5 protein-coding genes are annotated in these 13,057 nt (G+C 51.7%); all 5 read left to right on the top strand.

Features of this window, described 5'->3' with window-relative positions; translation table 11 throughout:
* The first annotated feature begins 1 nt into the window (after position 1).
* The 5 genes from ABLU87_RS10120 (at position 2) to ABLU87_RS10100 (ending at position 12,998) form a co-directional block, all read left to right on the top strand.
* Positions 2 to 349 (top strand): phage tail protein, encoded by a 348-nt coding sequence (locus ABLU87_RS10120; RefSeq protein ID WP_004850349.1) that lies wholly within the window; start codon positions 2 to 4, stop codon positions 347 to 349.
* Entirely contained in the window at positions 346 to 1,098 is a 753-nt protein-coding gene (locus ABLU87_RS10115) for a phage minor tail protein L (RefSeq protein WP_122117321.1), read from the top strand. The genes ABLU87_RS10120 and ABLU87_RS10115 overlap by 4 nt, the downstream gene beginning before the upstream one ends.
* A gap of 1 nt (position 1,099) precedes the next feature.
* The gene (locus ABLU87_RS10110; RefSeq protein WP_122117320.1) at positions 1,100 to 1,834 is read left to right on the top strand and encodes a C40 family peptidase; all 735 of its coding nucleotides are present in this window, start codon (positions 1,100 to 1,102) and stop codon (positions 1,832 to 1,834) included.
* Between the two features lie 167 nt (positions 1,835 to 2,001).
* Entirely contained in the window at positions 2,002 to 2,616 is a 615-nt protein-coding gene (locus tag ABLU87_RS10105) for a tail assembly protein (RefSeq protein WP_004850357.1), read from the top strand.
* Positions 2,617 to 2,663: 47 nt separating this feature from the next.
* Entirely contained in the window at positions 2,664 to 12,998 is a 10,335-nt protein-coding gene (locus tag ABLU87_RS10100; RefSeq protein WP_122117318.1) for a carbohydrate binding domain-containing protein, read from the top strand.
* Positions 12,999 to 13,057: the final 59 nt, after the last annotated feature.

Below are 13,057 nucleotides of genomic sequence, written 5' to 3'. Positions count from 1 at the left end.
TATGGCAATAGAAACCTTTACCTGGCGAACGCAAATACAAGCGGGTTTGCAGGGGGATTTTAATTTCACCGTTCGCGAGGCTCGTTTTGGCGACGGATATCAGCAGATCGTCGGCGATGGTCTACATTTTGAAAAACAAAGCTGGCCAGTGACCTTGACCGGAGAAAAGGAAGAGATATTGGCCGTGCTTGAATTTATGCGGCGTCATGTCACGAAGTCGTTTATCTGGGATACCCCTGCGGGGGAATCCGGGCTTTATCGTGTTAGCGCCGATTCACTAAAACTTTCGCCATTATCGAGTCAGGTAATGACGGTAACCGCTACATTTAACCAGGCGTATGCACCATGATTACAGCTGATTATCAAAAACTTGAACCCGGGAGTGAAATACGTTTACTGGAAATTGATGGCAGCGTCTTTGGCATGGATGATGTCTTATATTTCCACGGGCACAGTATCGCCCATAGCGAAGCTGAAATCCAGGCTGCTGGAGGGGACGAAACGCGTTTGCCTGCAAAATCCATTTGGTGGCAGGGCAATGAATATATGCCATGGCCTTGTATTATTGACGGGATTGAATCTTCTACCAGCGGTCGGGACGCGCAACCATCGCTGAAGGTGGCAAATATTGATGCTTCGATTACCGCGCTGTGCTTGTATTACGATGACCTGGTTCAGGCGAAAGTCACCATTCACGATACGCTGGCAAAATATCTCGACGCACGTAATTTCCCTGAAGGTAATGCGAGAGCCGACCCCACGCAGGAAAAACGAAAAGTCTTCTTTATTGATGCCAAAAGTGAGGAGACCAATGAAGCGATTGAGTTCACTCTTGCCAGTCCAATGGATTTGCAAGGAATACTGATCCCAACGCGTCAGCTGCATTCTATCTGTACCTGGTGTATCAGGAATAAATACCGCAGCGGCGATGGTTGTGATTATACAGGCCAGCGATATTTTGATAACAATAATACACCTGTTACCGATCCGGCGCTGGATGTTTGTAACGGCACTTTGTCGGCCTGTAAATTACGCTTTGGCGAAGACAATGAGCTGCCTTTTGGTGGTTTCCCCGGCACGTCTTTAATTCGGAGTTAACATGCGCCAGAAAGTTATCAGGACTATTCAGGTGCATGCTCAGGAGCAATATCCTCGAGAATGCTGCGGTGCGATTGCCCAAAGGGGGCGGGTAGAGCGCTATTTCCCCTGTCGTAATATTGCCGATGCCCCCCAGGAGCATTTTGTTCTTGCGCCGGAGGATTATGCACGGGTAGAGGATTGGGGCACCGTAACGGGGATCGTCCACAGTCACCCCGACGCGACGACCCAGCCAAGCGAACTGGATAAGGCTCAGTGTGACGCGATGTTGTTACCCTGGCATATTTTCAGCTGGCCGGAAGGCGACTTTCGTACCATTTATCCGCGAGGAGAATTGCCGCTGCTGGAACGCCCGTTCGTGCTTGGCCATTATGATTGCTGGGGACTGGTAATGAGCTATTTTCGCCAGCAGCATAATGTTGAGTTGACGGATTATCGTGTGGATTATCCGTGGTGGGAAGATGGCTACCCTGATAACTTTTATCATGATTGTTGGTATGAATGTGGCTTTCGCGAGTTTGATGGCCCGCCGCAGCCGGGAGATATGATTATCATGCAGGTACAGGCAAATAAGTGGAATCATGCGGGTATTCTCCTTGAGGGAAATATGCTGCTGCATCACCTGTATGGTCATTTAAGCCAGCGAGTGCCGTATGGGGGATACTGGCAGGAAAGAACGGTGAAAGTGTTGCGCTATCATATTAATGATAATGCGTTGAATAATGAAAAAATCTGAAAGACGTTGGGATTTTAAATCACCCGATATGAAATGCGTTGGCAAGTGAATATGATTCAACATCAGAGGGCTGGACCTGCTCTCGAGTCAACTCAGCGTGCGATATTATCAATGGCGGAACAGATGCTTATGATTTATTCATAATGTCTGCTGCAGATGGAGTATTTATGCAAGAACATATGGTCAGAATAGAGTTGGGCGGTATTCTTGGTAAGAAATTTGGCAAATCTCATTGTCGGATGGTGGCAACGGCATCTGAAGCGATAAGGGCTTTATGTTGTACTATCAATGGATTTGAAAAATTCATGAACAACAGCAAAGCTATGGGATTAACCTATGCTGTTTTTAAAGGAAAGAAAAATATTAGCGAGGATGATATTCCTTTCCCCATCAACGATAAAGTAATACGAATTGTTCCTGTCGTTATTGGTAGTAAAAAAGCTGGCGTGCTACAGACGATATTAGGTGTTGCATTGATCGCGGTCGCTTCAATCGCCACTATGGGCACTGGAGGGATATTCGCCGCGATTGCTGCCGGCTCCGGGTGGGGAAGTGCCGCAATGCTGGGGGCCTCAATGGTACTTGGCGGCGTTCTTCAGATGCTCTCTCCTCAGGTTCCAGGTTTAGCCAGTCAACAATCTCCTGAAAATAAAGCCTCTTACGCATTTGGCGGGGTCACGAACACCACCGCGCAGGGATATCCGGTACCGTTGTTATACGGCAAGCGGCTTATCGGCGGGGCAATTATTTCAGCGGGAATTTATGTAGAAGACCAGCAGTAAAATATCCGGCTTCTCTCATTTCAGACCACCTTTGAGGTGGTTTTTTTATGGACAAAATATCTATGACACAGCATCTCATTAAAGGTTGTAAGGGCGGGAGTTCAAGCCCGCGTACCCCAACGGAACAGCCTGATGATTTACAGTCTGTTGCGAAAGCAAAAATTCTCATTGCGCTGGGCGAGGGTGAATTTGCCGGTGCGCTTACCGCAAAAGATATTTACCTTGATGGTACGCCACTGGAAAATTCCGACGGCTCGCAAAATTTTAGCGGTGTCGCCTGGGAGTTTCGACCGGGAACTCAGGCACAGAATTACATCCAGGGGATCCCCGGTTCAGAAAATGAAATTAACGTAGGAGTGGAAGTCTCCAGCAAAACGGCCTGGTCCCGCTCTTTTAGTAATACCCAGCTTTCCGCCGTCCGCCTGCGCTTAAAATGGCCATCTTTACTGAAACAGGAAGATAATGGCGATCTGGTAGGGAACGCCGTCAGCTATGCCGTTGATTTGCAAACCGATGGTGGTAGCTGGCAGACGGTGCTGGAGAGTGCGGTAAGCGGAAAGACCACTTCCGGCTATGAACGATGCCACCGCATTGATCTCCCCCGGGCGACGACGGGTTGGGTTTTGCGCCTGCGTAAGGTCACGGAAGACGCAAATACCTCAAAAACTGGCGATGTTATGATGCTGCAAAGTTATGCTGAGGTGCTTGATGCAAAACTACGCTATCCCAACACGGCCCTGCTTTACGTTGAATTTGACTCTCGTCAGTTTAATGGCTCTATTCCAAAAATTGCCTGCAGTCCTCGCGGGCGGGTGATCCGCGTTCCTGATAACTATGACCCGGAGACCCGCCAATATTCAGGCATCTGGACCGGAGCATTCAAATGGGCGTGGACGGATAACCCGGCCTGGATTTTTTACGATCTGATCGTCAGCGATCGTTTTGGCCTGGGGAATCGTCTTACCTCAGAAAATATTGATAAATGGACGTTGTATCAGGTAGCACGATATTGCGATGAACCCGTCCCCGATGGTAAAGGTGGGGAGGGTACCGAGCCGCGCTATTTATGTAACGTCTATGTTCAGGATCGCAACGATGCCTATACGGTGTTACGCGATTTTGCGGCCATTTTCCGTGGCATGACCTGCTGGAGTGGCGATCGGGTGATTGCTCTGGCGGATATGCCTCGTGATATTGATTACACCTACACCAGGGCTAACGTCATCAATGGTCGTTTTCACTATGCCAGCAGCAGTAGCAAAACGCGCTATACCAACGCGCTCGTCTCATGGTCTGATCCAGAGAATGAGTATGCGGATGCGATGGAGCCGGTTTTTGAGCAGCCGTTGGTCGCCCGCTATGGATTTAATCAGCTAGAACTTACGGCGATTGGCTGTACCCGTCAGTCGGAGGCCAACCGTAAAGGGCGTTGGGGAATTCTGACCAACAATAAAGATCGCGTAGTGACTTTTTCAGTCGGACTGGACGGTAATATTCCACAACCCGGCTATATCATTGCGGTGGCGGACGAAATGCTGGCGGGAAAAGTCAACGGTGGCCGTACCCGCGAAGTGGATGGCTGCGTTATTACGCTCGATCGTAAAACGGAAGCGAAAGCCGGGGACCGTCTGTTATTGAACCTGCCATCGGGGGGGACGCAAGGCCGAACCATTGAGAGCGTCGATGGACACGTCGTCACCGTCACCGCTGAATATGCCGAAAGACCAGAACCGGAATGCGTATGGGCCATTGAGTCTGACTCTCTGAGGGTCCAGCAATATCGTGTTGTGGGTGTTAAAGATAATAACGATAGCACCTTTACAATTTCCGCAGCCGCTCACGATCCGGATAAATACGCCAGGATTGATTCCGGTGCGATTATTGATAGTCGGCCAATCAGCGTTATTCCTCCAGGGAAGCAAAGCGCGCCAGCTAATATCGTTGTTGAGTCTTATTCCGTGGTTAATCAGGGGATTAGCGTTGAAACGCTGCAGGTTCACTGGACGGCAGTACAGAATGCCATTGCTTATGAAGCCCAGTGGCGCCGCAATGAAGGCAACTGGATAAACGTGCCCCGGAGTTCCGTTGCCTCGTTTGATGTCAGCGGAATTTATGCCGGCCGATACATCGTAAGGGTGCGCGCTATCAATGCCGCGGAAGTGTCGAGCGGCTGGGCATATTCGCAAGAGAAAACGCTGACCGGCAAAATCGGCCTGCCTTCGGCACCTGTTTCGCTGACCACAACATCCCTTCTGCATGGCGTTCAACTAAACTGGGCGTTCCCGGAGGGAAGTGGCGATACGCAAAAAACCGAGCTGCAGTACAGCCCAAATCCAACCGGCAACGGCGCGATGGCGCTTTCTGACGTAACGTATCCGGGAAACTCGTATCAGCAGATGGGCCTGCAGATTGCGGCGACGTTCTGGTACCGGGCACGCATTGTCGATCGCCTTGGTAACGAAAGTCCGTGGACCGTCTGGGTGCAGGGGATGGCCAGCGACGATATCGGGGAGTATTACGACAAGCTGACCGATGCAATTAAGGACACCGAAGCCTGGCAAGAATCTCAGCGGGATATGGAGGAAACCCACAAAACGCTGACGGAAACCGCTGATGCCATCCGTGAAGAGGTCGAGCAGCAGGTTAACGAAATAAACCAGAGCATTAATGAGACCGCCGGGGGGATCCGTAAGCAGGTTGATGGGCAGATAGCGACGGTCAATAAGTCGATGACAGAGAATATTGACCTCGTTAATCAGACCCTCAATGACGCCATCTCGACAGTAAACAAAAGCATCAACGATGCTGTGAGTGATATTAATACTTCCGTCGACCAGCAGATAGCAGATGTCAATAAAGCCCTGACTGCGGGGGACTCGGCGTTAAAATCCCAGCTGCAGACGGTTGAAAACGGCCTGAAACAGTCCATTGCTCAGGCAAATACGGGCTGGGATAAAGCGGTAAAACATGAGACCGCTGACCGCATTGCGGACGTCAACGCGAAAGCGGCGCAGGCGGCAGACCAGCTGCTCAATGAAAAAAATGAGCGGGTGGCCGCCATCGATAATCTGCAGACAATTATTCAGGATGGGGACGAGTCACTGGCGCGTCAGATCGCTGAAATCTCTGCCGGTAGTGGGCAGCAGTTTGATTCATTCAGTATCTGGTACTTCGATAAAGACAATGAAGGGTGGACCGAGGACGATGGCGGTCAGGTGCCGATGCAAATCACGGACGAAGGCTGGCTGAAAGCATCGAACAGCACGGCCTCCTGCCGTTCGCCAAACGGGCAAAAAATCCCGGGTTCCTCCTATCGCACCGTCATGCTGCGTATTAAGCGCGTGGGTAATCCGGCATGGAAAGGGCGGCTTTACTGGATTGGTACAGAGGAAACCGGCTGGAGTGATGCCCGCTCGGTGACTATCGCCGAGCAGGAGTTTGATGGCGAGGGTATCAGCGTGGTGGCCATTTCCGACGTGAACTGGAACGCGTCCGGCACGGTTCGCCGTTTTCGTCTCGATCTGGCCCAGGGGCAGAATGCCGACAACTATTTTCTGATCCACTGGATATCCGTTGGGCGCCCGGCGCCGGCAGCAAGTACGGCAGCTCTGCGTAATGAGGAGATGGCGCGGACGCAAGCGGATGAGGTAGAGGCGCTGAAACGTTCCACGCTGGCGGCTCAGATCAGGGGAACCTCTGACAGTAACAGCCTTGCAGACCTGCGCTCCGGCCTGCTGTATCAGGAGATGAACGCGCGTATCACCGCCGATAAAGCAGAGGTGACGGCCAGAGAATCGCTGCAGGCGCAGTTCAACGACAATAAATCCTCGGTGGCGGAGGAACTGAGCTCCCTGACGACAGCGCAGAGCGCGCAGGCCAGCAAAATTAGCGGTCTGGAAACCAGTCTGGGTAAAAAAGCCGACGCAACCGCGCTCCAGACGCTGACGCAAAAGGTCGAACAGCAGGGCACCACGTTAACCAGCCAGGGAAATACGCTGACCTCGCTGTCTAACCGCGTCGGGAAAACGGAATCGGGCGTGGCCGCAAACAGCAATGCCATTACGGGCCTGCAGTCCAGCGTCAGCCAGCAGGATAAAACGCTGACCAGCCAGAGCAGCGCCATCGCAAAGTTGCAGAACGACCTGACCACGACGAATGCCAGCGTCAGTAAAAAGGCTGATGCCAGTGCGGTCACTGCCTTAACCAATCGTGTGACCGGGACGGAAGGAAACCTGGCCACGCAGTCTGGCCAATTGACAATGCTGAAAAACTCCCTGGCTGAGGGGAGCCTGGTCAGCAATGGCGGAATGAATGTTGATTTATCCTTCTGGGAAAACTCCGGTACCGGTTCGGCGTTCACTTATGATTCGGGTGAAAAAGCCCTGAAAACCACGACTGGCTCCATTCGCGTCGCCAACGTCACGCGTATCCCCGTTGAGGCCGGACTGACTCTCACGGTCTCTTTTGAGTACCGGACTTCGGAAACGGTTAACAGCGTATCGTCTGACACCGTCGGTGTGATAGCGGATTTAGGCAATCCGATCGCCTGGTTATCGTCTATATCACCGTGGCTGAGTGGGGTAACGACCAACTGGCAGACGAAAACCGTGGAACTGACCATTCCGGCCAATTTTACCGGGCGTTACGTTTATCTGCGATTTGCCGCCGGGGGCTGGACACCGTCAAACAGTGCACGTCTGTATATCCGTAAAGTCGACGTCTTTTCATCGACCGGGGTGTCAAAGAAAGCGAATGCATCGGCGGTAACAGACCTGACCAGCCGGGTCGACTCGGCGGAAGGGAAACTGGTCAGCCAGAGCCAGGCGATCGCAAAGCTACAGAATGATCTGACAACGACCAACGCCACCGTAAGTAAAAAGGCGGATCAAAGCGCCCTGACGTCACTGACCGGACGAGTGGAGAAGACGGAAAGCGGCCTGACTGCAGCGAATGGTAATATTACTTCCCTGACCAGCGCGATTGGTGCTGCAAAAGCTGCAGGGGATGATTATATTCCTAACCCGGCGCTTGAACCTTCCTACGACCGCATGGGTTATGACGTCGTTTCAGCCACTGCTGCGGGTGTACCTGTAGATTGCCCGTTTGCGTATGTGGTTCGCCTGGCCGGTCGCGACCATGTACCTAAAATCAACAATGTTGCGGTGACTCCGGGTGATGTTTTCGAGATGTCGGCGGTGGTTGCTTGCGGAACCGGACAGGCGGATTTTAATCTCTATATCGCTAATGCCACTTCAGCGACAGGTGGTATCAAAGCGAGACTTTCCGGCGGGAATACCAAAGTCACCGCAGCGTGGAAACGCGTGACATGGCGCTTTACGGTGCCGGCCGATACGAATTTTATGCGTCCCTTCCTGCAGGTTAATCAGAGTTCACCCTTTGGTACGGTCTGGTATGCGGCAGACTGGCATCTGCGCAACGTTACTGCAGCGCAGAGTGCACAGAAAACCGCTGATGCAACAGCAAAAGCGGTGGACTCCCTGACGACAACAGTCTCTGTGCAGGGCGATACGCTGAGCAGCATCGGTAGCCGGACCACGGCGCTGGAAAACGGTCTGTCAACGACGAATGCCAGCGTCAGTAAAAAAGCGGATGCGAGCGCGCTGCAATTGTTGCAGAACACAGTCACCGAACAGGGCAAGACGCTGACCAGCCAGGGCAGCAGTCTGACGAAGCTGGATAACAGCCTGAAGGAAACTGTCGCGGCTGTTGATGCCACAAAAGCTGATGCCGATGCTTCCCGGGCGATAGTCGGAAATCTGTTAACAAATCCGTCTTTTGAACGAGGTAAAGATGGTTACAGCGGCTGGCAATCAGCGACGTCAATACTCACAGCTTCTTCGCCGCATAGTGGCACCCAAATTCTTAAAGTGGTTCCAGGCAGCAGTGTCGTCTCGTTGCTTCAGAAGATTTCGTTTACCAAAGATCGCACCTACAAAATAGGTATCTTCACGCGTGTTTCAGGTGGAACAACAATGCCGTCAGGCACCGCTGGCAACAATAAGCTGCGTATTGGTGATTCTGACGGGCCACTGAAGGAGGTTCAGTTTAACCCCGCGACGCTGCCCACGAGTTCTGTCTGGCAGGAAATTTCGGGCACATGGAAAGCCACGAAAACCGCAGTCCTTGACGTCTCGCTCATGGTGCTGCTGGCGACGGGAGAGCAGTATTTTGATGATTTCTATCTGGTAGATGTGACTGATGAAACCAATATTGCGGTCAGCGCCACCGCCATCAGCAACCTGACAAACCGGGCCAGTAGCGCTGAAGGAAAGCTTGAGAGCCAGAGTCAGTCCATCACAAAACTGCAAAACGGACTTGCCACTGCCGACCAGAACATCGAGAAAAAAGCCGATGCTTCAGCCGTCGCTTCGTTAGGCAACCGGGTTACTGAAGCTGAAGAGAAGCTGACGAGTCAAAGTAACAGTATTACCCAGCTAGAAGCTTCACTCGATAGCGCTCGCGATACCGGTGAGAATCTGGTTGAAAACTATGATTTCAGAAACCAATTAAATGCGTGGAATCTGCAGAATGCCGGGCGCATTGTGTGGGGAGCATCAAACGGGGAGGGTGCTCCCGGTGTGATAATCACGCATACGGGTGACGCAAGTAATCCTGGATTAATGTCGAATAACGCTAAATGGTTCCCGGTAAGTTCATCACGCCGGTTCCGTTTTAAGGTACGTGCAAAATTAATCTCAGGTTCAGGTGGGATTTTATGCCGCATCTTTAATTCGAAGACCGCTGGTACTTACACCCAGACGCAGGCTGTTGTAACCAGAAAAGATGGTTTTGAAACGCTGACGGTAGATATACCCGCGTTGCCGGCCACCACCACAGACGCAAGGATTGCTTTTTATGTATATCCGTCCGCGACAGTTGTTGCCGTCGACAGCATTGCCGTTTATGACGTTACCGATGAAACCGTGGGTTCGGCCAATGCCAGCGCAATCAGTGATTTGACAACACGGGTGACCAGTGCTGAGGCGGGAATGACCTCTCAGGGAGCGGCTATTACAAAGCTGCAGAATGATCTGTCAACCACCAATGCGAATGTTAATAAGAAGGCTGATGCTACTGCATTAAACGCGTTATCTAATCGTGTAACGCAGACTGAAAAGGATATCAACAGCCAGGCTGACAGCATTACCAGCCTGAACAGCACGCTGAATATTAACGCCCGCAAAGGCTCAAACCCGTGGCTGGACGGAACGTTTGAAACTTATGACGTTAATCAGAACCTGGGTGGGTCTGCGCGAGTTATTAGCGGAGTCAGCTACTCGGGCGGCAAATGCATGCGCGTGACGCGTGCACCGAACACTACCGGTAACAGCGACGACCTAATCGGTTCACGCCTTGCCATTCGCGACGCGGCAGTATTCAGGGTTGAGTTCTGGGCGATGATGCCATCCGGTGAAACCCCCTCAGGCGGCTGGGTCACCGTGGTCGGCCTCAACGTGCAAAATGATGCGGGCGCAAACTCATGGCTGGGAGCTGCTAATGTCAGCGAAACAGCGCTGGCCGGTCGTGACAAATGGGTTAAATTTTCCGGGTATGCAAAAGCCACCGCGAAAGGTGCAACCCGTGCCGTTGTTTGGATCTCTACGCGCGGGGCGAACGGCAGCAACACGCCGGGTTATAATCTGTTTATCGACGACATGGTTATTACAGATGTAACCGACGCTTACAATGCGCAGAGCACGGCAGACGCGACCGCCTCAGCTGTTGATTCCCTGACGACACAAGTCTCTCAGCAGGGTGATATCCTGACGAGTGTCGGAAGCCGGACCACCATGCTGGAAAACGGGCTGAATACGACAAACGGCAACGTCAACAAAAAAGCCGATGCTACCGCTCTGCAGACGCTCCAGAATACCGTGACGGAACAGGGCAAAACGATGGCCAGTCAGGGTAGCAGCCTGACGCAGTTGAATAACTCCCTGAATGATGCCACGGCCAGCCTGGCTGCTGATGGTAAAATTCCCGGCAACCTGATTTCCAACGGTTCATTTGAACGCGGCCAGGAGGCTTTCACAGGATGGGGAAGCGTCGGGTCCGTTATCAGTGCACAATCGCCCAACTACGGCAGCAAAATAGCGATGTGTGGTGTGGGCCTGGCCGGGATCTCTCAGAAAGTACCGGTCGTCAAAGGCAACACATATAAAATCGGTGTGTTTGCCCGTGCGCAGGGCGGTTCGGTCATGAGTGACCAGGGTAATAACAAACTGCGTATTGGTCAGTCGTCCCTGTTGTACGATCGCCAGTTCAACACCGCGAACCTTCCAACCAGTTCATCATGGATTGAATTGACCGGAACATGGAAGGCGACGGTAGACGGGATGGTCGATGTGGCGATCTACTCCTCCCTGAAGTCTGGCGCGCAGTATTTTGACGACTTCTATTTTGTTGATGTTACAGATGAAGTAAATATCGCAGCCAATGCCGGGGCCATCAGTAGCCTGACCACGCGTGTGACGAGCGCTGAAGGGAAGCTGACTAGCCAGGGTAGCAGTATCACGGAGTTGACGAACGACCTGACTACCACCATTAACAACGTTAATCACAAAGCGGATGCCGCCGCGTTGGCTGCTCTGACCAACCGGGTGACGAGTGCTGAAGGAAAGCTGGAGAGCCAGAGCAGCAGCGTCACGTCGCTGAATAACAGTATTGCGGCCACTCAGTCTGATGCCGACGCAGCAAAAGCGATTCCGGGAAATATGCTGGCGAATAACTCATTCGAGCGCAGTTTTGACGGATGGGTGAACTCAGGCTGGAGCATACTGGCGGCGCAGAACCCTAAGTCCGGAAAGTACATTATCCAGGCGACAAAGACATCCAGCGGCTCTACGGCCTGCGATCAGAACGTAAACCTGATTGCGGGGCATACATACCGCATTGGCGCGTGGGTGCGCAAGTCGGGTGACTTTGCGGTCAGCAATGCCAGTAATACTAAAATCAGCATCCGTAATAGCTCAGGGCCGCTGAAAGATATTCCGATAACAACCAGCATCGGAACCGGCTGGACGGAGATCTTTGGGGACTATAAACCGTCCTCCGATGCTGCACTGACTATTTCCCTGCGTTCCAGCCTGTCGGCCGGTTATCTGTATGCAGATGATGTATTTTGCATTGATGTCAGCGATCAAGTGGCAAATACAGCGAACGCTTCGGCACTTACTGCCCTGAATACACAGGTCAAAATTGACGGAGGAAATATTGAGGCTAATACCCGGGAGCTTAAAAGCCTGAAAGCTGATTTAGGGACCAAAGCGACGGCCAGTGCAGTGAGCGATCTGAACGCCAATGTGCAGGAAATCGACGGTACATTAAAGGCTAGCGTAGAGAAGGTAGATGGCCTGGATATAACGGTCGGAGAACTGAAGGGTAAAGTTAAGACCCAGGGAGAGACGATAGCGGATTCGGAAGGCAAAATTAACTCGATGTACTCAATTAAAGTTGAGACAAAAGGTGATAAGAGAGTTGGCGCAGGGATGGTATTAGCCAGTGATGGTTCGACAAGTGACATCATTTTTAATGCTGATCGTTTCTCTATTTTTAATGCCATCAGCAAAACCGCCGTGCCGGTGATGATTGCGGAAGGTAACGAGTTGTATATTGATTCGGCGCGAATTAAAAACGGCACGATTGATATTGCCAAAATCACAGATCGACTTTCCTCTACTAATTATGTGGCCGGATGGAGAGGCTGGAGTATTACCAAGAGCGGAAGTAGTGAATTCAATAACGTTGTTGTTCGCGGTGAAATACAGGCTGATACAGGTACTTTAAATAATGTAGTTATTAATGAGAGTTGTAATATCCTGGGCACCGTAAGGGCTAACAAGATTATTGGAGACGTTGGCTCGTGGGCAATCAATATTGCTCAGCACCGCTCCCGTCGAATTGCGAAAGCACAATGGGCCTGGTTCGATTTGCTTGCTGTTGATCGCCAGCCGTTCGAGCAACGAGTGCAGCTTTTAGGCGCGCTTCGCCAGGACGACTCAATTAATATTACGGGTGGAGGTAAATTAACGGCAGGTATGGAGTACAAGAGTTATGAAGGTGGCTCGTTGAGTATGGGTAAACTAGGGTACTGTATTCTCATGCTGGGTACCGGCGCTACTTCGGGTGGTGGCCCCATGACCTGTGCGCTCTCTATTGATGGCGTTTTATATAAGCAGGAAAATGAGAGTATGGAAATTCAGTCAATGGATTTCATCGTTCCGCCAGGTACCGGCCAGACTGTTGTGCGTTATGGGTACTATCTGGACAGAAATGGTGGTATGACGGGCGTAATCTTGTCACGTTTTCACGCGTTTGTTATGCGTAATTCAAATATTATTCGAGGCGTTTCAAGTGATTAAAAGGCTAAGCTCTGTTCTAAGGTGGTGATTTACCAGACCACGGATTGCGCAGTGAGTTA

Source organism: Klebsiella sp. CB_Kp196, assembly GCF_040061575.1.
GTDB classification, from domain to species: Bacteria; Pseudomonadota; Gammaproteobacteria; order Enterobacterales; family Enterobacteriaceae; genus Klebsiella; species Klebsiella michiganensis.
The sequence above is the reverse complement of the archived record's forward strand: the minus strand, read 5'-3'. Positions and strand labels throughout refer to the sequence as shown.